17 protein-coding genes and 1 pseudogene are annotated in these 25,680 nt (G+C 72.2%); 4 read left to right on the top strand and 14 right to left on the bottom strand.

Going from position 1 to position 25,680, the window contains the following annotated elements; all coding sequences use genetic code 11:
* Nucleotides 1-175: 175 nt before the first annotated feature.
* From ACFYRX_RS19715 to ACFYRX_RS19705, 3 genes are read right to left on the bottom strand one after another with little or no spacing between them, the layout of a single operon-like run.
* On the bottom strand, nt 176-1,453 hold the full coding sequence (locus tag ACFYRX_RS19715; protein WP_389101213.1) for an alpha-glucoside ABC transporter substrate-binding protein: 1,278 nt from the start codon (nt 1,451-1,453) through the stop codon (nt 176-178).
* Nucleotides 1,450-2,667: a hypothetical protein gene (locus tag ACFYRX_RS19710; RefSeq protein WP_389101211.1), complete on the bottom strand. Its 1,218-nt coding sequence runs from the start codon at nt 2,665-2,667 to the stop codon at nt 1,450-1,452. The genes ACFYRX_RS19715 and ACFYRX_RS19710 overlap by 4 nt, the downstream gene beginning before the upstream one ends.
* Nucleotides 2,571-4,916, bottom strand: coding sequence for a tetratricopeptide repeat protein (locus ACFYRX_RS19705; protein ID WP_389101209.1), 2,346 nt, complete (start codon nt 4,914-4,916; stop codon nt 2,571-2,573). Before ACFYRX_RS19705 ends, ACFYRX_RS19710 begins: the two co-directional genes overlap by 97 nt.
* Nucleotides 4,917-5,022: 106 nt before the next feature.
* Here ACFYRX_RS19705 and ACFYRX_RS19700 point away from each other — a divergent pair.
* A pseudogene (locus ACFYRX_RS19700) lies at nt 5,023-5,220 on the top strand (hypothetical protein); the annotation flags it as partial.
* Between the two features lie 111 nt (nt 5,221-5,331).
* On the opposite strand, the gene ACFYRX_RS19695 reads toward ACFYRX_RS19700, so the two are convergent.
* Nucleotides 5,332-6,474 (bottom strand): S1 family peptidase, encoded by a 1,143-nt coding sequence (locus ACFYRX_RS19695; protein WP_389101207.1) that lies wholly within the window; start codon nt 6,472-6,474, stop codon nt 5,332-5,334.
* Between the two features lie 208 nt (nt 6,475-6,682).
* On the opposite strand from ACFYRX_RS19695, the gene ACFYRX_RS19690 reads away from it, so the two are divergent.
* Entirely contained in the window at nt 6,683-7,384 is a 702-nt protein-coding gene (locus tag ACFYRX_RS19690; RefSeq protein ID WP_389101205.1) for a ThuA domain-containing protein, read from the top strand.
* The gene (locus ACFYRX_RS19685) at nt 7,363-8,460 is read left to right on the top strand and encodes a Gfo/Idh/MocA family protein (protein ID WP_389101203.1); all 1,098 of its coding nucleotides are present in this window, start codon (nt 7,363-7,365) and stop codon (nt 8,458-8,460) included. The genes ACFYRX_RS19690 and ACFYRX_RS19685 overlap by 22 nt, the downstream gene beginning before the upstream one ends.
* Here ACFYRX_RS19685 and ACFYRX_RS19680 read toward each other — a convergent pair whose 3' ends face one another.
* The 10 genes from ACFYRX_RS19680 to ACFYRX_RS19635 all read right to left on the bottom strand — a co-directional run bounded on the left by ACFYRX_RS19680 (nt 8,461) and on the right by ACFYRX_RS19635 (nt 23,739).
* Nucleotides 8,461-9,939, bottom strand: coding sequence for a glutamate--cysteine ligase (locus tag ACFYRX_RS19680; RefSeq protein ID WP_389101201.1), 1,479 nt, complete (start codon nt 9,937-9,939; stop codon nt 8,461-8,463). It lies immediately after the preceding gene.
* 110 nt (nt 9,940-10,049) lie between these two features.
* A complete protein-coding gene (locus ACFYRX_RS19675; protein WP_389101199.1) occupies nt 10,050-12,065 on the bottom strand; it encodes an alpha-xylosidase in 2,016 nt (671 codons plus the stop codon).
* Between the two features lie 5 nt (nt 12,066-12,070).
* A complete protein-coding gene (locus ACFYRX_RS19670; RefSeq protein WP_389101197.1) occupies nt 12,071-12,898 on the bottom strand; it encodes a carbohydrate ABC transporter permease in 828 nt (275 codons plus the stop codon).
* Nucleotides 12,895-13,797: a carbohydrate ABC transporter permease gene (locus ACFYRX_RS19665; protein ID WP_389101195.1), complete on the bottom strand. Its 903-nt coding sequence runs from the start codon at nt 13,795-13,797 to the stop codon at nt 12,895-12,897. Before ACFYRX_RS19665 ends, ACFYRX_RS19670 begins: the two co-directional genes overlap by 4 nt.
* Nucleotides 13,794-15,038: an ABC transporter substrate-binding protein gene (locus ACFYRX_RS19660; RefSeq protein ID WP_389101193.1), complete on the bottom strand. Its 1,245-nt coding sequence runs from the start codon at nt 15,036-15,038 to the stop codon at nt 13,794-13,796. Before ACFYRX_RS19660 ends, ACFYRX_RS19665 begins: the two co-directional genes overlap by 4 nt.
* A gap of 46 nt (nt 15,039-15,084) precedes the next feature.
* The gene (locus ACFYRX_RS19655) at nt 15,085-16,029 is read right to left on the bottom strand and encodes a LacI family DNA-binding transcriptional regulator (RefSeq protein WP_389101191.1); all 945 of its coding nucleotides are present in this window, start codon (nt 16,027-16,029) and stop codon (nt 15,085-15,087) included.
* A gap of 2 nt (nt 16,030-16,031) precedes the next feature.
* A complete protein-coding gene (locus tag ACFYRX_RS19650) occupies nt 16,032-18,509 on the bottom strand; it encodes a SpoIIE family protein phosphatase (RefSeq protein ID WP_389101189.1) in 2,478 nt (825 codons plus the stop codon).
* Nucleotides 18,510-18,633: 124 nt separating this feature from the next.
* A complete protein-coding gene (locus ACFYRX_RS19645; protein WP_389101187.1) occupies nt 18,634-21,822 on the bottom strand; it encodes an amidohydrolase family protein in 3,189 nt (1,062 codons plus the stop codon).
* A 126-nt stretch (nt 21,823-21,948) separates the two neighbouring features.
* The gene (locus ACFYRX_RS19640; RefSeq protein WP_389101185.1) at nt 21,949-22,587 is read right to left on the bottom strand and encodes a hypothetical protein; all 639 of its coding nucleotides are present in this window, start codon (nt 22,585-22,587) and stop codon (nt 21,949-21,951) included.
* A gap of 420 nt (nt 22,588-23,007) precedes the next feature.
* Entirely contained in the window at nt 23,008-23,739 is a 732-nt protein-coding gene (locus ACFYRX_RS19635) for a TetR/AcrR family transcriptional regulator (protein WP_389101183.1), read from the bottom strand.
* A 134-nt stretch (nt 23,740-23,873) separates the two neighbouring features.
* Here ACFYRX_RS19635 and ACFYRX_RS19630 point away from each other — a divergent pair, with 134 nt between their 5' ends.
* The gene (locus ACFYRX_RS19630) at nt 23,874-25,505 is read left to right on the top strand and encodes an FAD-dependent oxidoreductase (protein ID WP_389101657.1); all 1,632 of its coding nucleotides are present in this window, start codon (nt 23,874-23,876) and stop codon (nt 25,503-25,505) included.
* Nucleotides 25,506-25,680 lie beyond the last annotated feature (175 nt).

Here is a 25,680-nt window from a genome sequence, read left to right as displayed (position 1 = left end):
TCGCCCGGCACCATGTACCAGCCGTCGCACACCGGCCGTCCGCCAGGGCTCACACCGCCCGGCACCCGGCACCCGGCACCCGGCACCCGGCACCCGGCCATGGTCGTCGGCCGGACTTGGCGCGGCGGCCACCCGCCCCCGCGCAGAAGCTCCGCCGCTCGGCCCCGCACAGCGGTCACCCCCCGGGCCTCGCGCAGACATCCTCCGGAGGGCGGAACGTGCGGTCGGTGCCGGACTCCGTGTTCGCGTGGGTTCGTATGGTCTCCAACTGCTGGAGCAGTGAGTCGAGTTGCGAGTCGGTCGGGTCGCGGAAGAACTCCAGGACCGCACGGTGGAAGGCGTCGCGGAGTTCGGGGGGCATCACGTCGGACGCGTCGAAGCAGAGGGTGTGGGCGCGGGTGGTGAGCAGGGAGTCGATCTCCCGCTCGACGGGGGATGCGGAGGCGGGTGGCGAGAGCCCGGCGGCGTCCGGGAACAGTGGCCGTACCGCGGGATCCGCCTTGGCCTGCCAGCGTTCGCGGCCGGCCGGGCTCGACAGCCGCTCCACGAGTTCCTGGGCGTCCGGGTCGTCGCTGAAGACGGCGGCCATGTCGCCCGAGACCTCGAAGGCGTCCCGGTACTCGGACGGTCCGTCCAGATAGCGGGCCGACGGCTCCACCTTCACGGCGTCGCCCGCGTAGACGTACCGGATGAAGGCGCTCTGGTGCTCGTGGGTGCAGTCGAAGCCCGGTGAGCCGAGGAGGCCGAGCGGCTGTCCGTGCGCGTCGGACGAGCCCTCGAACGACGTGGTCAGGGACCGTTTGACCGACTGCGGGGAGCGTGGGCCGAGCAGGTGCGCCCAGGTCGTCCAGGCGTGCTCGACGGCCGGGGTGCGCCAGTCGAGGCGGCCCGTGGCCCACTCGGTGTAGAGCGTGGGGCCCGCCTGGTGGAGCACGAGGTCCTCGATCCAGTCGGTGCCCGGCCAGCCGGACGTGGCCTGCGAGGCGAGGCCCACACACCAGGTGGGCTTGTCGTCCGGCGCGCCCTTCTTGCTCCACACGAGGCTTTTGAGGTCGGTCTTCAGCGGCACCCAGTAGGTACGCCTCTTGCTGTCCACGAGCAGCGTCGGGGCCCAGGGCGGATAGGCGCGCTCGGCGCTCTCCTCGGCGAGGGGCTTCAGCTTGTCGCGGCGGGCGTACTCGGTGAGTTCGCCGATGCTGTTGAGGACGGCCACGTCCGGCGGGTCGTCGGCCTCCAGTTGTGAGACGAGCGTCTCGCGCAGCGAGCGGGTGCCCTCGTAGGTGTATGTCCGCCCGGTCCCGTCGTCCAGTGTGTCGAGGGCCGCTTCGAAGGCCTTGCCCTCCTCGCCGGTCCACGGGCCGAGGACGACGAGCGGTTCCCGGGTGCCGGAACCGCAACCTGGGACGAGGGCGAGCAGGCAGGCCGTGAGGAGGAGGCGCAGGAGGCGGTTCATGACAGGGCTCCCGGGCGGGTGACGACGAGGTACTCGCGGCGGTACGCGTGCAGGGTGCCGGCGATCAGGGCCGCCGTGGCGAGGCCCGCGGGGAGGACGAACGGGGCGACCCCGTCCAGGAACGTGAGCCGGCCGTCGGACAGGCCGTCGTCGATCCGCGCCTGAAGCGTCTCGATGGCCCGTGGATCCGGCCCTGCGAAGGGGCGTTCCTCGGCCGCGGTCTCCGTCTTCGGGGAGGTCTGCTCGGCCAGGGCGTCCGCCACGGGGACGGTCTCGCGCTGGGCGTGCAGGGCGAGCAGGGCGTCGGCGGCCAGGAAGGGGACGGCGAGCAGGGTCAGGGCGGCGGCCGCGAGGGGGATGCTGAGCCGGATCCGGAAGCGGCGCCGCAGGAAGGACAGCGTGCGCCACAGGCCGACGGCGAGGAGAACGAAGGCGAGCGCGGCGACGACCGTCGCGGTGATGGCGCCCGCCCCCCAGGCGGCCCGGTCGGCGAACCGCCCCCGCAGACCTGCCTCCAGGCCGGTGACCCGGTCGACGATAGAGGTCGCCCCGACGCCGGTCTCGGCCGGGCACGCGGGGTAGGGGTTCTCCCTGCTCGCGGCGCTCGTCCGCGTGCACAGCATGCTGCGCGCGGTGGCGAGTCCGGCCTCCCGCAGGACCGGGTCCGTGGCGTGGCCCTGGGCCCGGCCGATCCAGCCGGTGTAGTCGACGACCAGCGCGGACACGACCCGCAGCTTCTGTTCCTCGGCGACGGTGAGCGCTCCGCTGCGGGTGACCTGGTTCAGGCTCTGCGTCGCGCGTGCGACGCGGGTCCGGTACCGCTCGCTGAGCCCGCTGAGTTCGGCGGCCCGTCCGTCGGCGAGGTTCCGCTCGGCCTCGCTCTGCGCGATCAGCAGCGAGGCCCGGGCGTCCGCGAGGTCCACCAGCGCGGGCGCCGCCTGTTCCCGCAGGTACGCGGAGTCGTCGCGGGCGCCCGTGTAGGCCCAGCCGAGCGCCCCGAAGGCCACCAGGGCGAGCAGCGGCAGCGCGACGAGCCGGTCCCGCAGATACCCGCGGTTGCGGTGGCCGGTGGTGGGCGGCCAGGCGTAGCGGCGGATCCGGCGGGCGAGTTCGGCGGCTACGGCGGCACCCGCCCGCGCGAGGCGGAGGGTGTCCTGTGCGAGGGCGCGTGAGCGACCGTCCGGAGCCAGTCGGCGACTCTCTTGCCGAGCCATGGGCTGTCCCTGTGGTGTCGGAAGGCGAGCGGGCGGATCTCGTAGGCACGGTCCAGAAGGGTCTCGGCGACGGCCGCGTCCTCGGGGGCGGTGGAGCGGGCGGCCTGGTGGGCGAGTGTCAGGTAGCGGCGGGAGAGGTCCTCGCGCAGACTCTGTTCGTCGCGTGGAAGGCCGAGCCGGGGGTCGGCGCCGGCCGACAGGGCGGTGAGTGCCGGGGCGTCGAGGGCGCCGCGTGCGAGGGCTCCCTGTACGGCCTCCCACACCTCGACGGTCATCCGGACCCTGGCCTCCTCGTCGGTCAGTCCGTGCGCGTGGAAGAGCAGACCGAGACGGTCCAGGACCTCGCGCAGCCGCCGCGGTACCTCGTCGTCGCGTTCGGCGGTCCGCACGTACTCGATGCCGATCCGCACGGCCGCGGTACGGGCCGCGGTCCGGTGCCGCGAGTGCTGCGGTACGGCGTCGAGTTCGCGTACGGCCTCCCTGCGCGCCCTTTCGCCGTCCCGGGCGAGGCGGGCGCGCGCGGCGCCGAAGGCGGCGCTGCCCAGCGACGGGTTACGCAGCCGGACGGCCTCGTAGAAGGTCAGGGCCTCGTGCCGGCGTCCGAGGCGTTCCGCGCAGTGGCCGAGGGCCAGTTTGGGCGCGTACTCGCCGGGGATCGCCGCGTACACCCGGTCGAAGTGCCGCCAGGCCACGTCTGCCTGGTCACGGGCGAGTGCCAGCAGTGCGTGGTGCCAGTCCAGCCGCCAGTCGTACGGGGCGAGGGCGGGGCCGATCCGCTCCTCGGCGGCCCGCAGTTCCGCCTCGGCGGCGTCGGGTCCGTCCGCCGGGTTCCGCAACCGCAGCCGGCAGCGCAGCAGATGGACCTCCGTGGAGTCGCGCCAGTCGCCTATGTGCTGGAGCAGGGCCTCCGGGGCGGCGTCGGCCAGTCTGCTCAGTTCGGCGTGGTGCTCGTCGCGGAGGTCGGGGCGCGGGACGGGCAGCCGCCGGGCGACGTCGGCGGGTGAGGGCGGGGCGAACGGTGACGGGGCGTCGGGGGCGGCCCAGTGGGCGAGGGGTGGTGCCGAGCCGAGGGCGCCGTCGAGGGCGTAGGGCGACTGGTGGAAGAGCGGGGAGGGTTCGAAGGTCTCGGTGCCGGTGCGCAGGGATCTCAACTCGCGGAACACGCCCCGTAACTGCTGGTCCATCTCGCGTGCGTCGGCGAACCGGCCGGCGGGCTCGGCGAGGGTCGCGCGGTGCAGGACACGGGCGAGGGAGAGGAGGCCCAGGCCGCGGGGGACGGGGGCGGTGGCGTCCTTCGCCGTCCACGTCTGGCTGCCCTGCTCTCCCCCGGCGGCCGATGTCCCTCCGGCGGCTGCCGCGTTCCCCGCATCCAGCGTCGCGAGGTCACCCAGCCGCGCCAGGTCCCCCGCCGCCGTGCCGAGTCCGCTCAGCCGCCTCAGTGTCTCCCCCAGGCTGAACAGGTCGTCCTGCGCTCCGGACTCGCCGTTCGGTCCCACGGTCGGCGCGCTGAAGCCGTCCGTGGTCGTCCCCGGCGCCCCGGCCGGGCGTACGCTCCCCACGTCGATGATCTTCGTCGTGGTGCCGTCGTGCATGACGTTGTCCGGCTTCAGATCGCCGTACACCTTGCCGGGCCGGTCGGCGTGCAGATACGCGAGTGCGGTCAGGACGCGCACTCCGTAGGCGAGGACGAACTCGTGGAAGCGGTGGTCGCCGAACTCCCGCGGGTTCATTTCGGCCCGTGCCCGCACCTCCTGCAGCGTGAGTCCGTCCACGTACTGCAGGACGAGAAAGTCGCCCACTTCGGGGTGATGCCCGTAGTTGAAGACGCGGATGATGTCGTCGTGGCCGAGGTCGACCAGGGCCCGCCGCTCCCGGGCCAGCGCGCCGGCCGCGGCCGCCGCCTGCTCGGGGTGCAGGATCTTGATGGCGACCTCGCGGTTGTCGACCTTGGTGTCCAGCGCGAGGTAGACCTCGCCCATGCCGCCGTAGCCGAGCGGCCGGATCAGGCGGTACTGGCCCGCGAGCAACTGCCCTGGCGGCAACGGCAGTTCTCCGGGATCGCCGCCGGATTCCCAGCCACGTCCCAGCAGCGTGATCGAGGGCAGCACGGTGGGGTCGGGGTTCTCCGGGGGCAGTTCGACGTGTGCGGCCCTCAGGAACATCGGCCGTCCGGAGACGACGAGCGGGCCGAACGACCCCTCCGATTCCGGTACTTCACCGAACGCACTCCCGCCCCGAACCCCCTTCATGCCTCCTCAGGATAGGGCCAGGTGCCGGGATTGACCCCTTGCGTTCCTGCTGCGAACCATGAGGTTTCCGGACACGGCCCGCCGGCAGGGCCGGGACCGGCGTCCCCTGCGGCCCTGGGCCGAACTGGAGCGAGGGGTCCCTGTCAATCGGCAGATCGGCCTCGGGGCGGGGCGGGCCGTCGCGGTCAAGGTCGTCCACGCGCGGTACGCCGACAAGTCCGAGTTCCGGGCCAGGTGCCGGCAGGAGATCGCCGCCGCCCGCCGGGTCAGCGGGCCGGGGATCTTCTCGGTGGCCGACGTCGACTGAGCCGGGCGGCCGGACACCGCGTGGGCCACTGGCACATCGGGTGGGCCACCGATCCCGCCGGAGTGCCCCGGAGGTGAGCCCGGCTGGGGGCCGAACTCACCCGGACGGTCAGGCGGTGTGCAGGGTCAGGCCGTAGCGGTTGAGGATCTCGTTGACGGGCTGGAACCAGGTCTCGCCGCCGCTGGAGCAGTTGCCCCAGCCGCCGGAGGTGACGCCCTGGGCCTGGTCGCCACTGATGAACGAGCCGCCGGAGTCGCCGGGTTCGGCGCAGACGCTGGTCTTGGTCATCTGGTGGACCGCGCCCTGGCTGTAGTTGACGGTCTCGTTCATCGCGAGGACCGTGCCGCAGTGCCAGTGGGTGGTCGAGCCCGAGCGGCAGATCGAGGAACCGACGGGCGCCACGTTGGAGCCGCGCACCAGTTGGTCGGAGACGGTGCCCCAGCCGAGCACCACGGGGACGGTCCACCAGCCGCTGCCGACGTTGACCCAGGCGTAGTCGTCGCCGGGGAAGGACGAGCCCTGGAAGTTGCCGACGTAGCTGCGGTCCCAGCCGTAGACACTGCCGGTGTGCTGGTCGCAGTGCCCGGCGGTCACGAAGCCGCCGTAGACCGAGAAGCCGATGGAACAGCGGACGTTGCCGGTGTAGAAGGGGTCACCGCCGACGGTTCCGGCGGCGAAGGTGGTGGGTGCGGCGGAGACCTGCTCGACGGTGATCGGGCCCGCCGCGCGGGCACGCGCGAGGAAGGCGCGGACATCGTTGTCAGTTCGCTTGCCCTCGACGACGTTCACGACGACCGTGCTCGCCTTGGCGTCGACATGCCAGCCGCTGACCGCCTCCGGTGCCGGGAGCTTGTCCAACTTCGCCTGGGTGGCGGAGAGTTCGCGCGCACTGTGGGGGACGGTCCGGACGGTCGCGCCCGTGGCCCGGACGTCCCTGAGAGTCGTGGCGGACGCGCCCCGGGCAACAGCGACGGTCAGTTTGTTGGTGTCGGCGTCGAACCAGGAGCCGCCGAAGGCGGTTCCGGCAGCCCGGCGGACCTTGGGCTCCAGGGCGGTGGCCCGCTGTTCTGCGGCGAGCCTCGCCGTGGCCTCGGCCTTGGTGAGGTGGAAGTCCCGCTGCATGGCCGTGAGGAGACCGGCGGAGGCGGGCTGCTTCTCGCCTGCGGCGGCGGGGACCGTGCTCGCGGTCGCTCCGGCGCCGAGCAGGAGCAGCACGGCCAGGCCCGCGCGCATGATTCCGGTGCGTCTCATGGAGATTGCCCTTCGTCGTTCCAACGGGGTGGGGGTGGAACAGCAGAGTTCTCTGAGAGCGCTCTCAGTGGTGTGGCCCGGCAGAGACTAGCCGCACATCGTTGACAGGTCCATACCAACCTCGAAGTTGTCGTGAACCGGAGCCCTAATGTCGGCCCGTTCGGGGAAAGCACCTCAGGAACCCTGTTCTGCCCCACGAAGGAGCACGATGACGCGGAAGAAAGCCCTGGTGGTCCGAGGCGGTTGGGAGGGACACCAGCCGGTCAAGGCAACGGAGTTGTTCCTGCCCTTCCTCGAAGGCAACGGCTACGACGTCCGGATCGAGGAGTCGCCCGACATCTACGCCTACACCGCCGAGATGGCCGCCACCGACCTCGTGGTGCAGTGTGTGACGATGTCGGAGATCACCGCGGAGCAGGTGGCGGGACTGAGCGCCGCGGTCGTGGCCGGTACCGGGTTCACCGGCTGGCACGGCGGGATCGCCGACTCGTTCCGTGCCTCCTCCGACTATCTCCACCTGGTGGGCGGCCAGTTCGTGACCCACCCCGGCAAGGAACCGTGCGAGCGGCACGGGGGCGCGGAGGACAACTACCTCCCGCACACCGTCGACATCACCGAACTCGGCCGCGAACACCCGGTCACCGCGGGCGTCGAGGACTTCGAGCTGGACACCGAGCAGTACTGGGTGCTCCACGACGACCTGATCGACGTCCTGGCCACCACCACCCATCCCGCCAGGCCGTGGCAGCCCTGGCAACGGCCGGTCACCTCACCGGCGGTGTGGACCCGCCAGTGGGGTGCCGGACGTGTCGTGGTGACGACACCCGGGCACAGCCTCGACGTGCTCGAGAACCCGAGCGTCCGTACCGTCATCGAGAGGGGCATGCTGTGGGCGACGCGCACCGCATAGGCGTCGTAGGTCTCGGCGTCATCTCCCGCGCCTACCTGGACACGCTCGTCGGCCACTCGGCGGTACGCGTCACCGCGGTGGCCGACCTCGACGCCTCGCGGTCGGCCGCGGTCGCCGCCGAACTGCCCGGCGTACAGGCACTGTCCGTCGAGGAGTTGCTGAACAGCCCCGACGTCGACACGGTGCTGAACCTGACCGTTCCCGCGGCTCACGCCGAGATCGCCCTCGGCGCCATCGGCCACGGCAAGAACGTCTACGGCGAGAAGCCGCTGGCCGCCGACCTCGCCGAGGCCCACGCGGTCCTGGAGGCCGCGGCGAAGGCGGACGTGCGGGTGGGCTGTGCGCCGGACACCGTCCTGGGAACCGGCGTCCAGACCGCGCGGGCCGCCGTGGAGGCCGGTTCCGTCGGCCGCCCCCTGTTCGCCTCGGCCGTCATGGTCAGCCCGGGCCACGAGCGCTGGCATCCGCACCCCGACTTCTACTACACCCCTGGTGGCGGCCCCCTCCTCGACATGGGGCCGTACTACCTGTCCTCCCTGGTGCACTTGCTGGGACCGGTGCGTGCCATGATCGGGGCGTCGAGCCGGCTGCGGTCCGAGCGGGTCATCGGGTCCGGCCCCCGTGCGGGCGAACGCATCCCGGTCGAGGTGGCCAGCCATGTCACCGGCGTGCTCGAACACGAGGGCGGCACCCTGACGACGATCACGACGAGTTTCGACGGCGTGGCCACCACCGCGGCCCCGATCGAGATCCACGGTGAGACGGGAACCCTCACGGTCCCGGATCCGAACAACTTCGAGGGCGAGGTACGGCTCCTCGGACTGGGCGAGCCCGAGTGGCGGCCGCTTCCGCCCTCCGCGGGCTACGCGGGCGGCACACGCGGCGTCGGACTGCTCGACTTCGTCACGGCCGACGGACAGCGGGCGCCCCGGGCGAGCGGCGAACTCGCCCTGCATGTGCTGGAGACGATGACCGCCCTGCTCCGCTCGTCCGCCGAGGGACGGCGGATCGAGCTGTCGACGACGGTCGAGCGGCCCGCCGCGGTGCCGCTGACGCCTTCGGAGAAGTGGCGGTGATCAGTCCACGGGCCAGGTGTGGGCGGGCGCGTTGAGATGCATGTAGTCCATGTACGTCGTCGTCATCCTCCGTAGCGCCTCCTGGCGGTCGGGGACGCCCGCCTTCTCCAGGTGGTGGACCGTCTCCGCCTGCCACACGGCCCCGTTGCGGGCGGTGACACACCGCTGCTCGATGACACCGAGCAGCGGTTCGCGCCACGACGCGTCCATGCCGGCCAGCTCCAGGCCCCGGTGGGCCAGGGGCAGCAGGCGCCGCAACACCAGTTCCGTGACCGGCACTTCGCCCACCCCGGGCCAGTACAGGCGGGCGTCGATGCCGTCACGGGCCGCGGTGTGCAGGTTCTCCTCGGCGACCGAGAACGACATCCGCGTCCACACCGGCCGGTCCTCGTCGACGAGGGCGCGCGTCAGGCCGTAGTAGAAGGCCCCGTTGGCGATGATGTCGGCCACCGTGGGGCCCGCGGGCAGGACGCGGTTCTCGATGCGCAGGTGCGGACCGCTGTCGGTGACGGCGTAGACGGGGCGGTTCCAGCGGTAGATCGTGCCGTTGTGCAGGGTCAGTTCGCCGAGTTCCGGGACGCCGCCGGCGTCGAGCACCCGCTGGGGGTCCTCGTCGTCGCAGATCGGCAGGAGGGCCGGGAAATAGCGCACGTTCTCCTCGAACAGGTCGAAGACGCTGGTGATCCACCGCTCCCCGAACCACACCCGGGGCCGTACGCCCTGTGCCTTGATCTCCTGAGGACGGGTGTCGGTGGCCTGCTCGAACAGGGGGATACGGGTCTCACGCCACAGCTCTCTGCCGAAGAGGAAGGGCGAGTTGGCGGCGAGCGCGATCTGTACGCCCGCGACGGCCTGCGCCGCGTTCCAGTAGTCCGGGAACTCCTTGGGGGCGACCTGGAGATGGAACTGGGTGCTGGTGCAGGCGGCCTCGGGAGTGATGGCGTCGGCGTACATCGCCAGCCGGTCCACTCCGTCCACGGTGATGCGCAGGTCCTCGCCGCGTGCCGCGAAGATCTGCTCGTTGAGCAGCCGGTAGCGCGGATCGCCGGACAGGGCTGTCTCACCCACGTCCGACTCCCCCAGCGTCGGCAGGATGCCCACCATGATCAGGTGCGCGCCGACCGCCGAGGCACGTTCCTCGGCGTGGTTGAGCGCGTCCCGGATCTCCTGCTCCCAGGAACCGGGGCCGCCCGCTGTCAGCCCGCGGGGCGGGACGTTGATCTCCAGGTTGAAGCGGCCCAGCTCGCTCGCCCAGGCGGGGTCGGCGATCGCCTGGAGCACCTCGGTGTTCCGCATGGCGGGGAGGCCGTCGTCGCCCACCAGGTTGAGCTCGATCTCCAGCCCGACCTGCGGGCGCTCACTCTCGAAGCCCGACTCGCGCAGCATCTGCGCTAGGACGTCGAGGCAGGTGTGCATCTTGTCCCGGTATCTGCGGCGGTCCTCGCGCGTGAACACCAGGGCCGGCACGTCACGTCCCATCAGGCCCTCCCGAGTCCCCTCGGCGGATGCCTCTCTGGTCCCAGAGTCCCACTTCGGGAGCGCCCCGGACAGTCGGCACACGACACCGGGGGCCCTGTGCGACACCCCGCTCACACAACGTGCGCTCCGGCCCGCACCCAGAGGGGCGCGGTGGCGAGGGGGAGCTCGACGTGCTGCCATCGCGGGCCCGTGACCGGATCCCGGCCGCCGTCGTACGGCCGCCACCGCCCCGGCGGGAACCAGACCTGCCGCCGTCCTCCCGGCGCGTACAGCGGGGCGACCAGCAGGTCGGGGCCCAGCAGGTACTGGAGGTCGGCGGCGTGGGCGTCCGGGCGGCCCGGGTGGTCCAGGGCCATGGGGCGGGCGAGCGGCTCGCCGGTGCGGACCGCGTCGGCGGCGGCCGAGCGGACGTACGGCAGCAGGCTCGTGCGCAGGCGGGCCGCGTGCAGGACGGCGGTGTACGCCTCCTCGCCGAAGTCCCAGGGCAGCCGGGACGTCATGCCGTGGAACCGGCTGAGTGGCGACAGGAGGCCGAACTGGGCCCAGCGGACGAAGAGTTCGGGATCCGGTGTGCCGTGGAAGCCGCCGATGTCGTGGCTCCAGAAGGGCTGCCCGGAGAAGGAGAGCGAGAGGCCCGCGCGCAGGGTGGAGGCCAGGTCCTGCCAGCTCGCGTTGGAGTCGCCGGTCCATTTGGCGCCGTGCCGCTGGCCGCCGGTCCAGGTCGAGCGGCTCCAGGTCAGGCCGTGGCCGGCCACCTCGCGGGTGACCTCGGCGACCAGGTCGTTGAAGAGGAGGGGGTAGAGGTTGTGCAGCCGGTCGCCGGTCATGCCGTTGTGAGCGACCGCCGCCACGGGGACCGCCTCGCCGAAGTCGGTCTTCAGCACCGACACCCCGGTGGCCAGTACCTGACGGACACGGCCCCGGAACCAGTCGTCGGCACCGGGATGGGTGAGGTCCAGGACGGCCGAGTCCGGGTGCGCGCCGCCCCAGACCTGGCCGATCCAGGTGGTGTCCGAACCGGTGCGCAGGAACCAGCCGTTGCGGTCCGCCTCGGTGAAGTACGGGCTGTCGACGCTGAGATAGGGGTTCATCCAGAGCGAGACGTGGAAGCCCTGTCCGGCGAGGTCGGTCATCAGCCCGCGCGGATCCGGGAACGCCTCGGCGTCCCACTCCATGTCCGACCAGCAGCCGTGCCGCTGCCAGTACGTGTCGATGTGCAACACCGAGCAGGGGAAGCCGAGTTCACGGACGCGGTGGGCACGCTCACGCACCTCGGCGGCGCTGTCCCGGCGGAAGCCGCCGGAGATCCAGGGGCCGAACGCCCAGTCCGGGGGCAGCAGGGCGGGGCCGGTCAGGTCGCGGTAGGTCCGCAGGCACTCGGCGGGGGTGCCGGTGATCAGGTAGTAGTCGAGCACCTCGTCGGGGACGGTCAGCGACCAGGCGCCGGTGTTGCTGTGGGCCAGGTCGAAGGAGGCGGCGGCGGTGGTGTCCACGAGGACGGCGTAGCCCTGGCTGGAGAGCAGGAAGGGGACCGCCTTGTAGGAGCGGGTGCCGGTCGAGCCCTGGGCGTCCTGGACCCAGCAGTCGACGCGTTGGCCGCGCAGGTCGGGGCCGGTGAAGCGTTCACCGAGGCCGTAGAAGTGCTCGTCGGGTCCGGTGATCCAGCTGTCGTGGTAGGCAAGTTGGCCGTCCGCGAGTTCGCTGACGCCGAGGGGCAGGACGGTCGTACGGCCGCCGGGGTCGCTCACGTCGGTGGCCTGCCGTGTGTGACAGGTTGTCAACTCCAGTACCAGGGGCGACAGATGGACGTGAAGGGCCAGTGAGCCGAGGTGGAGGGTGAGGGTGTCAGGTGACCGCTCGACCGCGCAGGTGGCGTGCGTCGGTGCGGTGACGACGCGGACCCTGGGCGCCTTCGTCGCCTCGGCCAACCGCAGGGTGATCCGCAGGCAGTTGTCCGTCGCGGGACGCAGGCGAAGGGTGCCGGTACGTCCGGCCGCCGTGCGTACGTCGAGAGTCACGCCGTCGTTGCCCGCGTGGGCGACGGAAACACCGGCCAGGGGATCCGGCGCGGCCGGATGCGGGGACGGAGGTGGTGCCACCCAGGGTGTGCTGTCACGGGGATGCATGGTGTTCAGCCCCTCACACTGCCCGCGGTGAGCCCGCCGACGACGAACCGCTGGAAGAGGGCGAAGACACAGACCACCGGGATGCTGATGAGGGTGGCGGTGGCCATCAGGGCGCCCCACGACGTCCCGTGCTGCCCGACGAAGGCGTTGAGCAGGACGGTGACGGGCTGGACGTCCGGCCCCTGGGCGAGCGTGAGGCCGAACAGGAACTCGCCCCAGCCGAGCAGGAAGGACAGCCCGGCCACCGCCACCACACCGGGCACCGTGAGCGGCAGGACGACCCGCAGCAGCACCCCTGGCAGTCCGCATCCGTCGACCAGCGCCGCCTCCTCCAGCTCCGGGGCCACACCGCGCATCACGGGACGCAGCACGATCACCGCGAAGGGCAGCGTCAGGGTCGTGTCGGCCGCGATCAGCCCCAGGTAGGTGTCGGTGAGACCGGCCCGGCGTTCGAGGATGAAGAGCGGGGCGGCCAGCACGATGGCGGGCGGGAGCTGGGCGACGAGGAGCGCGAGCACCATCGCGCCCGAGCCGCGCATCCGAACCCGGGCGAGGGCGTAGGCGAGCGGGACGCCGAGCAGCAGGGTGAGCGCGACCACCCCGCCGGCGATGACGAGGCTGTTGAGGAGGGCCCGGGTCAGCCCCTCGTAGCCCAGCGCAGTCGAGTAGTTCTCGCCGGTGACGGGGCTGGGGATCCACTGCGGGGTGGGCGCCTGAACGCGGTCCGGCCGGGTGAGGCTGGTCTTCACCATCCAGTACACCGGCAACAGGAAGACGGCTGTGATCAGCGTGGCGGTCACGGTCAGCAGCCAGGGGCGAGGTGCTGTCCTCATACGGCGCCTCCCGCCGGCGCCCGGTCCTCGCGCCGCAGCCGGCGTACGTACCCGACGCCCGCGAGCAGCGGCACGACGAGCAGGAGCAGGCCCGCCGCCGCGCCCTGTCCGAACCGGAAGAACGTGAAGAACACCTCGTATACGTAGAGGGAGAGCACCCGGGTGGCGTCGACGGGGCCGCCGCCGGTCATCACGAAGACGAGGTCGAAGACCTTGAAGGTGTAGACGAGCCCGAGGAGCAGGACGGTCACCGAGACCGGCCGCATCAGCGGGAGGGTCAGATGGCGGAAGCGCTGCCAGGCGTTCGCGCCGTCGAGGGCGGCGGCCTCGTGCAGCTGCGGGTCGATGGTGTGCAGGCCGACCAGGAGCAGCAGCATGTTGAAGGGCACGCCGACCCAGACGTTGGCGAAGATCACCCCGGCCATCGAGGTGGACGGGTCGGTGAGCCAGTCGTGGGAGAGTCCGACCGGCTGCAACAGGGCGTTGTAGGCGCCGGATTCCGCGTCCAGCATCCAGCGGAAGAGGGTGCCGCTGACCACCGGGGGCAGCAGCCATGCGACCAGCAGCAGGGAGCGCAGCAGGCCGTTGAGTGGGAAGGGGCGGGCGAAGAGCAGGGCCAGCGCGAAGCCGATCGTGAACTGGAGCAGCAGCGAGCCCAGGGTGAGGACCAGGGAGAGGCGTACCGAGTGCCAGAAGGCCGGGTCGCCGGTCACCGCCCGGTAGTTGTCGAGTCCGTTGAACCGCTCGGCTCCGCCCAGGAGTTGGCCCAGGTCGACGTCGTGGACGGAGGTCCACACGGTGTAGCAGAGCGGGTAGGCCAGGAAGAGGGCTAGGAAGGCCATGCCCGGCAGGCAGAACAGGTAGCCGGTACGGCGGCGGTGTCCGGAGGGTTGCTTCATCGCTGTCCCAGAGCCTTGTCGATCTTCGCGGCCGCAGTCTTCGCCGCGGCGGACGGGGACGCGGACCCGGCGAGCACGGCCTGCTCCGCCTCGGCGACGGTCTGGGAGATCTCGGCGTAGTGGGCGCCGTACTGGCGCGGGCGGGCGAGGGGCAGTTGGCTGAGGAAGAGCCGCAGGGCCGGGTCGGAGGCCCAGCTGCCCCGGTCGGCGAGGTCCTTGCGGGCGGGCAGTTCGCCGAAGGCCACCAGGTACGGCACCAGGACCGAGGGGCGCTGGGTGTACTGCAGGACCTCCCACGCCTTTCCGACGTGCTTGCTGCTCGCCATCACGACCCAGTTCTCGCCGCCCAGGCAGGTGGCCGCCGCCTTGTCGCGGGGAAGGGCGACGACGTTCCAGTCGAAGTCCGCCTTCTTCAGGGCGGGGATCTGCCAGGGGCCGTTGATCTGCATCGCGGCGCGCTGGTTGAGGAAGCGGGTGTTGACGTCCTGCTGGGTCCAGCCCACGCACTGTTCGGAGAGGGAGCCCTTGGCAATCAGTTCGTCGAGGAAGGACAGGGCGGTGGTGCCGTGGGTGGCGAAGGTGTCCAGGTCGCCGCCCGCCTGCCAGAGGAACGGCAGGAACTGGAAGACGCCCTCCTCGGTCTTGATCGCGCTCAGCGCCAGCCCGTGGCGGTCCCCTCGGCTCAGCTTCTGGGCGGCGGAGGCCAGGTCCTCCCAGGTGGTGGGGGGTTCGACACCGGCGGACTTGAGCAGTCGGGTGTTGCAGTAGAGGGCGAGGCAGTTGCTGTTGTTGGGGATGCCGAGGGTCTTTCCGTCGACCTGGCAGCCGGACCACGGGCCCTTGTAGTACTGGTCCGCCTGGCCCCATTCGTCGACTCTGGCGGTGAGGTCGGCCAGCAGACCGCTGCCGCCGAGGGTGTTCATGGCGACGTTGTCGACGATCGCGAGGTCGGGCAGATCGCCGGAGATCGCGCCCAGGGTGATCTGCCGTTCCAGTTCCGCGAACGGGAAGGTCCGCCGCTCGATCCTGACGTTCGGGACGCCGGACTCGATGTCCTTGATCAGGCGGTTCATTCCGGGCTGGAAGTTGTCCAGGGTGAAGTAGTCCCACCAGCTGAGCGTCACCGGGCCCGACTCGGTCGAGCTGCACGAGGTGAGGGCGGCACCGACACCGAGGGCGGCGGCGGCCGCTGTCGCGCCCGAGGTGCGCAGAAAGTCACGGCGGTCGAGGGGGTACGACATGTTCTGCTCCCAGGGTTTCGATGATCGGGGCACAGAAACCGACGTATCAGAAATCCAGGTCGAAATCGGGGAAATCGGGGAGTTCGGACTCGGGTTCCGAGCCCGGCACCGGTCGGCAGCGCCCCGTGCTCGCGCGCAGGGTGATCAGGGGTTTCAGCAGGACGTGCCGGGGAGGCGCGTCGGGTGAGCGCAGCCGCCGCACCATCAGTTCGACGGCGACCCGGCTCATCTCCTTGGCGGGTATCTCGGCCGCGGTGAGCGGCGGGTTCACCTGTTCGGCCCAGGGGCCGGCCGCGACGCCGACGACGGAGAAGTCGCGCGGCACGCTGCGGCCGTGCCGGGTGAGTCCGCGGTAGACGCCCTCCAGGGCGGCTTCGTTCAGGGTGACCAGCGAGGTCGTCGCCGGGTCGTCGTCCAGGATCCGCTCCACGGCCTCCTCGCCCGAGGCGAGGTCGTCGCCGCAGAGGTAGGCGTGCGGGGTGAGGAGCAGTTTCTTCATCATCTCGGTGTATCCCTCGTCCCCGAGGCGGGCGAAGCCGTAGCCGCTGTCGAACAGCCGTTCCGACCGGTTGACGAAGGCGATCCTGCGGTGGCCGAGGTCGGCGAGGTGCTGGACGCAGGCGCCGGCCAGTCCGGCGAAGTCCAGGTCGACCCAGGCGGCCGCGTCGGCGCGGTGGTTGCGGCCGATGGCCACGAAGGGGAAGCCCGACTCGGCCAGCCGCTCGATCCGGTCGTCCTCGCGGCGGATCTCCATGACGATCACGCCGTCGACCCGCCGGTCGTCGATCATCCGCGGGAACGAGGGGTCGTCGTGGGTGCCGGCGGGTGCCAGCAGCAGGTCGTAGCCGTGCTCGGCCGCGGTCTCGGCCACTCCGCCGACGAAGGCGAGCTGCATGGTGGTGTAGTCGCCCCGGCGGCCGGCGGGCGGGTAGAGGAGCCCCAGCGTGTGCGTGCCGGCGCCGGAGTCGTCGCTGCTGGTGTGCGGTGCCATGGTCAGCCGGCCGGGAGGGACTGTTCGGCCCAGATGGTCTTGCCCAGGGCGGTCTGGCGGGTGCCCCAGCCCTGGGTGAGTTGGGCGACCATGTGCAGCCCGCGGCCGCCCTCGTCGTAGGTGCGGGCGCGGCGCAGGTGCGGGGCGGTGTTGCTGGCGTCGGAGACCTCGCAGATCAGGGTCCGGTCGCGGATGAGCCGCAGGCCGATCGGCACGGCGCCGTAGCGGATGGCGTTGGTGACCAGTTCGCTCACCACGAGTTCCGTGACGAACGCGGCCTCCTCCAGCCCCCACGCGGTCAGCTGGCGGGTGGCCTGGGCGCGGGCGTCGGCCACGATCGCCGGGTCGGAGGGCAGGGACCAGGCGGCGACCTGGTCGGCGTGCAGGGCGCGGGTGCGGGCCAGGAGCAGGGCCACGTCGTCGGCCGGGCTCGCGGGGAGCAGGGCCTTGAGGATGGTGTCGCAGGTGGCTTCCAGGGAGGAGACGGGGCCGGTCAGGGCCTCACGGAGCCGGTCGAGCCCGGCGCCGACGTCACGGTCGCGCGCCTCGACCAGGCCGTCGGTGCAGAAGGCGAGCAGGCTGCCCTCAGGCAGCTCCAGTTCGGTGCACTCGAAGGGCAGTCCTCCGATGCCGAGCAACGGCCCCGGAGTCAGCTCGACGATGTGGGCCGTGCCGTCGGGGAGCAGGACGACGGGCGGGACGTGACCGGCGCTGGCGAAGGTGCACACACGGGAGACGGGGTCGTAGACGGCGTACAGACAGGTCGCGCCGATCTCGCCGCTGACGACGTACGGCTCGTCGGGGGCGATGTCCTGCTTGTCCGTGGAGAGGTGGGTGACCAGGTCGTCGAGGTGGGTGAGGAGTTCGTCCGGGGGCAGGTCGACGTCGGCGAGGGTGCGGACGGCGGTGCGCAGCCGGCCCATGGTGGCGGAGGCGTGGATGCCGTGTCCGACCACGTCCCCGACGACCAGGGCGACGCGGGTGCCCGACAGGGGCACGACGTCGAACCAGTCGCCGCCGACCCCCGCTCCCGTACCGGCGGGCAGATAGCGGTACGCCACCTCGACGGCCGCCTGTCTGGGCAGGTCCCGGGGCAGGAGGCTGCGCTGGAGGGTAAGGGCGTTAGTACGTTCGCGGGTGTAGCGGCGGGCGTTGTCGACGCCGACGGCGGCCCGGCCCGCGAGTTCCTCGGCCAGGAGCAGGTCGTCCGGCTCGAAGGGCGGGGAGCCGTTGATGCGGGCGAACACCGCGACGCCGAGGGTGATGCCCCGGGCGCGCAGCGGGGTGGCCATGAGGGAGTGGAATCCGTAGGCCTCGTTGCGCGCGGTGCGGGTCTCGTGCCCGGCGAGCCAGCGGGCGAAGTCCGGGTCGGCGGCGCCGCTGAGCACCGGTTTCCCGTCGGCCAGACAGCGGGCGGGCGGCGAGAACGGGGGGTAGGTGTCCATCGTGCCGAGGTCGATGGCCGCCTCCGGCACGCCCTCCGCCGCGGACTGGTGGGCGACCCTGCGCAGCACCACGTCCGCGTCGACCGGTCCCGGCACCGGTTCCTCGCCGCGCAGCACGGAGTCCAGCAGATCCACGCTGACGAAGTCGGCGAGCTGCGGCACGGCCAGGTCGGCGAGCTCCTGGGCGGTACGGGTCACGTTCAGGGTGGTGCCGACGCGGGCGCCCGCCTCCTGCAACAGGGCGAGCCGCTGCCGGGCCGCGTGCTGGTCGCTGCTGTCGAAGGCGGCGGTGCCCACGCCGACGACCTCACCGGTGCCGGGGTCCCGCACGGGCCAGAGCTCGATGACCCAGGCGCGATGGCCGGCGGAGGAGAAAGGTGCGGTGGGGGCTGCCGTGGCGCCGGGGGCGCAGGACGGTTCCGGTGCCAGGCACTCGTAGCGAATGGCGGTTCCCTCCTCGGCGACCCGACGGACGCACTGGAGGAAGCCCGCGTCGGCGGGGGCGGGGGCGTATCGCTCACGTGCGGTGTCGCCCGGCGCGAGGCCGGGTGCGGCGGTGCCGGTCGGCTGCCCGCCCTGGGCGACCGCGTTCCGCCGCCACACGCCGGACCGCGCGGTGTGGGTGGAGAGCGCGATCGAGGCCTGGTCGAACGCCCACTCCCCCATGCTGTGGTCGCGTTCCGCCCCGGCGGGGGCCGGGGTGACGGCCACGACGAAGGCCTGGGCGGTGCCGTCGCCGCCCAGGGACGGCTGGGCGTGCAGGGTCACCTCGACGCGGTGGCCATCCCGATGTCGCAGCGTCGCCGTGCCCGTCCATTCCCCGGAGCCGGCCAGGGAGAGCCCGCTCGCCTCGGGGGCTCCCGCATCCAGGAGCAGATCGGCGGCGGGGCGCCCTACGGCCTCCGGGGCGTGGTGGCCCAGCAGCCGCCGGGCGCCCTCGCTCCATCCCGTGACGGTGCCGTCCAGGCCGAGGGTGACCGTCGCGACATCGGATGACCACCCGCTGTGACCGTTCCCTTGATCCAAAGTGGCCATTCTTGCTCTATTCGCGCGCTGAGGGGCCTCACAGACCCAGGGTGCGCGCCGCACAGGAATCGGACAAGTCAGATCCAAGGACCCATAGGCTCCCAGTCGTCAGACCTGCATCGCTGTGCGTCCCCTACAGCACGGTGCCCGGATCGCAGCACCCCTCACGCCTCAGATGCTGGCTCACTGCGAGCCATTCCTCGTCGGAGGCCGCGCTCGAGCGCCGCCCTGACTCGAAGGCGTCCACGAGGTCCGCCTGTTCGAAGAGCACGCCCCCGCGCAGCACCGCGACGGTACGGATCAGGGTGTCGAAGTCGGTGAAGGGATCACCGTCGACGACCGTGAGATCGGCGAGCTTGCCCTCCTCCAGCGTGCCCAGGTCGGCGTCCGCGCCGAACACCCGGGCGGGCAGCACGGTGGCCGTGCGCAACGCCTCGGCCGGCGAGAGGCCGCCGCGGTGCAGCGCCCGCAGGGCGAGGTGCAGATGCAGACCGACCGGCACGAGCGGCTGGTCCGTGCCGAGCGCGACGAGACCGCCGGCGGCAAGGATCCGTCGATAGACGTCCAACTCGGTTTTCAGTGTGGCCAGTTGGGCGGCCGTGGGCGGCTGTCCGGACAGCTGTCGGACCAACGCGGTGTCCCACGGCGGCATCAGGGTGGTGACGCGGGGATCCGCCGCGAGCGCGGGGTCCGCCCCCAGCAGGGCGAGTGCCGTGAACGGGGTGGCGACCAGGTGGAAGCCCGCCTTGGAGTAGATCTCCTGGACATCCTGGTACACACGGCCCGTCGCGGTGGTCGCGTGTCCGAACTCCAGCCGCTGCGTGGCCTGCAGATGGGTCGTCAGATCCTGACCGAGCTGAACACCCGGCGTGCAGAGGTGGCTTCCGCTGCGCACACCGAGCCGCTCGTGCGCGAAGTCCGCCGCCTCCTTCATCACCCAGCCCGGGGCGCGCACGTACGTCTTCACGAAGTCCCAGTCCAGCGCCGCCCCGCGCGCCAGGGAGCGGCGCAGCCCCTCGGGCGTGCGGTGGGCGCGGCCCATGCTGTAGGCGACGCGGGCCCCGTCGAGCAGTTCGCCGGTGGCCAGCAGCCGCGGTCCGGCGAGCGCGCCCGCGGCGACCGCCTCCCGGATGCGGGCCTGTTCGTAGGCGAAGCCGCCCAGGGACACAGCGGTCGTGACGCCGTAGGCGAGTTGCAGCGCGGTCTGGCGCCCGCCGTAGGTGCTCTGCCAGGGGTGGGTGTGCGCGTCCCACAGTCCGGGCAGGACGGTGCGGTCGCTCGCGTCGACCCGTCGTGCGGCCGGCCGGCCGCCCCGGTGTGCGGAGACCTCCGCGATACGGCCGTCGCGGACCAGGAGGTCGATGTCCTCCCGGACGTCCGGTCCGGTGCCGTCCCAGAACCGGCCCGCGCGCACGACGGTGTCGGCGGGGCGCGGTCGCCGGTAGTCCAACGGCACCCGTACGGTACGGGGCTTGCCGACGCCGACGTCGATCAGGCGCAGGGTCCCGGCCGAGAGGTAGAGCAGGGTGCGGGCGTCGGCGGACCACGAGGGATGGTCGGCGGGCTCGGTGGTGAGGCGGCGCGGTTCCCCGTCGGGGGTGCCGTCGGCGCGGACCGGCAGCAGCCACAGGGCGGACTCGGCGATGACGGCCGTCCAGCGGCCGTCCGGCGACCAGACCGGGCCGGAGTCGTAGCGGTCGGAGAGGGAGGTGTGCGGGGCGAGGGCGTGCAGGGCGGCGGTGCCGGTGGCGGTGTCGACGATCCTGATGAGGTTGTATCCCTCGCGGAAGCGCTGGTTGAGCCGGTTGCGATCGCACAGGGCGAGGTACCTGCCGTCGGGAGACCAGCTGGGCCGGCCGGGCAGCCCACCCGCGCCGAGCGGTGCGGCGAGGGTTCGTTCGCTGCCGTCGTCGAGGTCGCGCACGAGCAGGTTGCCGGACATGTCGAGACAGGCCAGCCGGGCCCCGTCGGGCGAGAGGGCGGGGAAGACCCGGCCGCCGGCCGCGAGCACGGTCTCCTCGCCGGAGCCGAGGTCCCGGCGCCGTACGGCGAACAGTCCGTCACGGTCGTCGGCGTACAGCAGGCCCGTGCCGTCAGGGGTCCACGTCGGGCCCAGCACATAGCGGGTGGGCGGGACCTGGAGGACCTTCCGGGGTGGGCGCCCGCCCGAAGTCCCGGCGGTCCACAGGGCGTTGAGGGCGGCGAAGGCGACGCTGCGGCCGTCGGGCGAGAGGGCGGGCAGATGGAGCGCGCGCACCGGCCGGGCGCCGGCACCTTCGAAGTCGTACGTCTTGCCGCGGTAGCGGGGGCGTTCCACCGGCATCGCCGCCGTGAAGGGGATCTCCTCCCCCGCCGCCGGCGACTCGGGGTCGATCAGACGGAACCGCCCGTCGACCGCGAGCAGGAGCCGTTCGTCCTCGGTCCAGCGGGGCGGGGCGGGCAGGACGTCGCCGTCGACGGCGATCGGCCCGCCGTCCACGACGAGGGTGCACGAGGCGGTGGGTGCGGGCGTGGTGCGCAGGTGGGCGAGGCGGCCGCCGGGGGACACGGCCGGGGTCATGAGCTGGGCGCCGGAGTCGTCGGTGTGCTCGACGGCGACCGGTCCCGTGCCGTCCGCGGCCACCGAGGCGATGGTGTCCGCGCGCAGGGTGCCCGTCGCGGTGACGGCCGCGCGCACGAACAGCACACGTTCGCCGTCGGCCGACCAGGTGGGGTCGAAGTCCTCCCAGGCACCGCCCTGGGCCGGGCCCTGCTGCCCCGGGCGTCCGGTGAGCCGGGTCGTCGTGCCGCTGCGCACGTCGACGACCCAGACGCGGTACGGGCTGCCGGTCACGGTGTCGCCGCCGCGCTCGGAGGCGAACGCGATCCGGGTGCCGTCCGGCGACCACGCGGGGCCGCGGTCGTCCCAGGGCCCGTCGGTGAGTTGCCGTACGTCACTGCCGTCGGGGCGCAGCGTCCAGAGGTGGAAGCCGCCGCCGCGGTAGGCACACACGACGAGCCGGCTGCCGTCGGGCGAGAACTGCGGGCGGGTGGGTTCGAGGCCGGGCGCGGTGAGCGCGACTGCGGCGCCGCCGGTGCGGGGAACCGACCAGAGCACGTTCTGGACCTCGGCGACGAGCCGGTCACCGGCCGGGGAGAGTGTCGCGGACCCGCCGGTGGCGGCGGTCAGGACGAGGGTGACCGTACGGGACGGGGCCGCCGAGGCCGGTGGGGGGACGGTCCCGACGGCGGTGTCCGTGGCGGTGACGCCTGCGGCCTGGAGGAATCTGCGACGGGAGAACGGGCCGGGCCGGGAAGGGTCGGGGGTGCCGTGGACGTCCAAGGGAGCCTCCAGTGCGCGCGGTTGACGTGCCGGACGACAAGAGCCGTGCCCCCCTCGGGCCGGTCCTGCGTTCGAACGCCGGGTCCGGGAGCGGTTACCGCCGCCCCCGGACACCAACCCCTCGGATCACAAACCGTCACGCACCATCGCGGCCACGATCAGCACATGGCGATCGGCCGCCGTGCCGGAGAACTCGCTCTCGTAGTTCAGGCCGTAGGGCCAGAAGTGCCCGCCGCCGGTGGACAGTTTGGCCGAGGAGCCGTCGTACTGCCGGACGAGGGCGGTGGCCTGCGCACCGGTCCAGGTGCCGCTGCCGCCGAGGGAGGACCAGCCCGCACTCGTGCCCACGCCGATGGTGTGGGCGGTCTCGTGCAGCGCGGTCCGCTCGGTCATGTAACTGCGGTTGCTGCCGAAGCGGATGGTCCCGTTGATGTTGCCGTCCGCGGTGGGCACGCTCGGGTCGTAGCGGACGGTGATGGACTTCCCCAGGTCGCTGAGGTTGTTGTAGCGGGCCACCGCGGCGTTCATGGCCGAGGTGATGAGGGTGTACGCCGACTGCTGGTCCGCGGTGGGGTTGCTCGCCCGTTCCAGCGTCCAGGTGATGGTCGCCGCGGCGACCTGTTCCTGCGGCGCGGGCGCGGCCGGTGGGGCGGCCTGGGCGACGCCGGGGCCGACCAGGAGCACGGCGCTCAGGGCGGCGACGACAGCGGTGTTGCGCCGGGTGGTGGTGCGCCCGGTGGGCCGTGGGGCCCGTCGTGGGTTCATGTGGGGGTCCTCTGTGGGGGGTGGATCCTGTGGGGGGGTGGATCCCGTGGGGGGAAGTCCGAGGCATGAACTGGAAAGCGCTTTCAGGGTTTCCCGGATGCTAATGACGTGTCTTGACCATGTCAACGACTTCGACGCCCGCCGACGGGCCGGGACTTCGCCTGCTCCGGAGTCCGGCAACCGTCGACGACGCACGCCCGACCCGACCAGGTGTGGACATGCGCCATGGCCGCCATCCCCAAGTGTTCGGGCCGGGAGGTCGCGATGTCGCGGTCGTCCGGATCCGGCGGGCGAGGCGGGGACGGCTCCGAGGAGATCCGGCTTTCCAGGTCGACGGCCGACCTTCACGACTGCGAGCTCACCGGCCCTCCCCCCCCCATTACTCCACCCCCTCCGGGCGAGGACGAACGAACCTGCGGGTCATCCCGGTTGACGGTGGGCAAGGCCTTCGATCATCAAGGTGAGGGTGAAGTCGAACCGGTCGTGGCCCTCGCCGGCGGTGAGTTCCGCGGCATGGCGGGTGGTGTGAGGAAAGGCCTCCGAAGGCAGGGCCGCGAACCGGCGCAGCAGTTCGTCGCGGTCGACCACCCACGCGGCGTCATCGTGCACGGATCGCTGACGCGCGACCGACACCTCGAGGCAGTAGGCGGCGACGTACAGCAGGAGGGCGTCGATGGTCCACGCGGCGGCCTGCGGGGCCGCGCCACCTGCGAGCAGGATCGCGAGCATCCCCTCGCCGACGCGGACGATCTCGAGGTCGGTGGGGGTCATGGCGAGCGCGGCGCGGGAGATTCCGGGGTATTTCAGGTACTGGTCGCGCATCTGGGCACACACGCCGCGCACCTGCTCCCGCCAAGCGGCGGGGTCGGGCTCCGGCAGGACGAGCTCGGCGCACAGCCGCCCGATGAGCAGCTCGTCGAGGTCGGCCTTGTTGACCACATGGGCGTAGAGCGAGGCGGGTCCGGTGTCGAGCGCGCCGGCCAGTCGCCGCATGGTCAGTGCCTCGTACCCCTCGGTGGCGATGATGCCCAGCGCGGTCTCGACGACCTGTTCCACGGTGATCGGGACCGTGCGGCGGCGGGGCCTGGAGGCTGCTTCCGCCCCGGGATTCTGCGGCTGGTGACGCGCCGCGCGTCGCTCTCTCGGGTTCACCGGGCCATCATAACTTGACACGAACACTGTTCGTTTGTAGAACATCGTTCGTGACAGTGAACAGGAACCATCCGACGCGCCGGAACCAGACCTCGAGCCCGAACCAGAGCCGGAACCAGAGCCTGGACGTGGAAATGGCCGTGGACGTGACCGTGGTCGGCGCCGGACCGGTGGGCCTCACGCTCGCCGCGGAGCTGGCGCTCGCCGGGGCGTCGGTGCGGATACTCGAGCGACGCGCCGAGCCGGACGGGTCGATGAAGGCGCAGTCGATCAACGTGCCGACAGCCGAGGCGCTGGACCGCCGGGGCTTGCTGCCCGCCGCCGAAAAGGTGCATCGAGAGACGATGGAGCGAACGGGGTCGTTCGCCGGCCTGGCCGCGAACTGGGCACCCGGCGCCGACGACGGACCTCCCGGTGCCGACCGGCGACCGCCCGAGTCCCGGTTCACCGGGCACTTCGCGGGTATGGTCCTCGACCCCGATCTCGTGGACTGGTCCGACCCCGACCTCGCCGCGCACACCGCCGCCGACGGAGCACGCATGGTCCCCCAGCCCCGGCTGGAGGCCTTGCTGACCGACCATGTCACGCGACTCGGTGTCCAGGTACATCGCGGAGTGGAGGTCACCGCACTCGACGACACCGGAGAGGACGTGCTCGTCGGCACCACCACCGGTACGGTGCGCACCCGGTGGCTGGTCGGGTGCGACGGCGGGCACAGCGCCGTGCGCCGCCTGGCGGGCATCGCCTTTCCCGGCACGGACCCCGAACTCACCGGCTGTCAGGCGGTCGTCGACATCGCCGACCCTTCGATGCTCGCCGACGGTTGGACGTGGTCGCCCCAGGGCGTGTACCGCCACGGACCGCAGCCCGGACGCGTGGCGACCCTGGAGTTCCACAGCCCGCCCACCGACCGCTCGGCACCGGTCACCCTCGAAGACGTGCAGAACAGTCTGCGCCGGGTGTCGGGAACCGAGGTCACACTGACCGCACTGCGCGCCACCGCGACCCGCTGGACCGACAACACCCGCCAGGCCGCGACCTACCGGTCGGGACGGGTGCTGCTGGCCGGCGACGCCGCGCATGTGCACCCGCCGTTCGGCGGCCAGGGACTCAATCTCGGGGTCGGCGACGCGACGAACCTCGGCTGGAAGCTCGGCGCCGTGCTCGCCGGGTGGGCTCCCGAAGCGCTTCTCGACACCTACGACGCCGAGCGCCGCCCTGTCGGCGCCTGGGTGCTGGACTGGACGCGGGCCCAGATCGGGGTGCTGCGCGGGGACGCCAAGTCGGCCGCGCTGCGACAGATCGTCGCCGATCTGCTGAGCACCCGGGACGGCACGACGTACGCGGTCAAGAAGATCTCCGGAGTCACCCAGCGCGTCGACCTGCCCGGCGACCATCCGCTGGTCGGCCGGTTCGCCCCCGATCTGTGGCTCAGCGATGGTTCCCGCCTGGTCGACCACGGCCACGACGGCGGCTTCCTGCTGCTCGACCGCTCTCCGGACGGCACGCTCACCCACGTCGCCGCGGCCTGGGCCGGGCGCGTGACCGGCGTGCGTGACGTATGTGTCGTCCATGGCCTGCAGGACGCGAACCACGACCGTGCGACGCCCACGGGGGTGCTGGTACGCCCCGACGGAGTGGTGGCCTGGGCCGCCGACACCGCGGGCCCCGCCGCCGTCACCGGCCTCGAAGCCGCCCTGCACCGCTGGGCCGGCACGCCGCCCACGCCCGAGCACAGCGGGACACGACAGGGCCGCCGGACGTGACGAACGGGCTCCTCACCGCGACGCATCCGTCACGGCACGAGAGTCGGCACCCGACCGCCGAACGCCGATCGTCGCTCAACCGAACACCCTTGCCGACAACCGAGCACCCACCTACGCTGACTTTGTGCCGCAGATAAACAAAGCGCGAACGCGCCATGCCGCGCCGGGAAAACGC

This window comes from Streptomyces sp. NPDC005374 (genome assembly GCF_042872225.1).
In the GTDB taxonomy this organism is placed as follows: Bacteria; Actinomycetota; Actinomycetes; order Streptomycetales; family Streptomycetaceae; genus Streptomyces.
The sequence above is the reverse complement of the archived record's forward strand: the minus strand, read 5'-3'. Positions and strand labels throughout refer to the sequence as shown.

Excerpts from the sequence above, each read along its gene's own strand:
- ACFYRX_RS19695 (WP_389101207.1), bottom strand. The coding sequence starts at position 6,474 with ATGAGACGCACCGGAATCATGCGCGCGGGCCTGGCCGTGCTGCTCCTG.
- ACFYRX_RS19670 (WP_389101197.1), bottom strand. The coding sequence starts at position 12,898 with ATGAGGACAGCACCTCGCCCCTGGCTGCTGACCGTGACCGCCACGCTG.
- ACFYRX_RS19675 (WP_389101199.1), bottom strand. The coding sequence starts at position 12,065 with ATGCATCCCCGTGACAGCACACCCTGGGTGGCACCACCTCCGTCCCCG.
- ACFYRX_RS19705 (WP_389101209.1), bottom strand. The coding sequence starts at position 4,916 with ATGAAGGGGGTTCGGGGCGGGAGTGCGTTCGGTGAAGTACCGGAATCG.
- ACFYRX_RS19650 (WP_389101189.1), bottom strand. The coding sequence starts at position 18,509 with ATGGCCACTTTGGATCAAGGGAACGGTCACAGCGGGTGGTCATCCGAT.
- ACFYRX_RS19665 (WP_389101195.1), bottom strand. The coding sequence starts at position 13,797 with ATGAAGCAACCCTCCGGACACCGCCGCCGTACCGGCTACCTGTTCTGC.
- ACFYRX_RS19715 (WP_389101213.1), bottom strand. The coding sequence starts at position 1,453 with ATGAACCGCCTCCTGCGCCTCCTCCTCACGGCCTGCCTGCTCGCCCTC.
- ACFYRX_RS19660 (WP_389101193.1), bottom strand. The coding sequence starts at position 15,038 with ATGTCGTACCCCCTCGACCGCCGTGACTTTCTGCGCACCTCGGGCGCG.
- ACFYRX_RS19710 (WP_389101211.1), bottom strand. The coding sequence starts at position 2,667 with ATGGCTCGGCAAGAGAGTCGCCGACTGGCTCCGGACGGTCGCTCACGC.
- ACFYRX_RS19690 (WP_389101205.1), top strand. The coding sequence starts at position 6,683 with ATGACGCGGAAGAAAGCCCTGGTGGTCCGAGGCGGTTGGGAGGGACAC.
- ACFYRX_RS19630 (WP_389101657.1), top strand. The coding sequence starts at position 23,874 with ATGGCCGTGGACGTGACCGTGGTCGGCGCCGGACCGGTGGGCCTCACG.
- ACFYRX_RS19640 (WP_389101185.1), bottom strand. The coding sequence starts at position 22,587 with ATGAACCCACGACGGGCCCCACGGCCCACCGGGCGCACCACCACCCGG.
- ACFYRX_RS19655 (WP_389101191.1), bottom strand. The coding sequence starts at position 16,029 with ATGGCACCGCACACCAGCAGCGACGACTCCGGCGCCGGCACGCACACG.
- ACFYRX_RS19680 (WP_389101201.1), bottom strand. The coding sequence starts at position 9,939 with ATGGGACGTGACGTGCCGGCCCTGGTGTTCACGCGCGAGGACCGCCGC.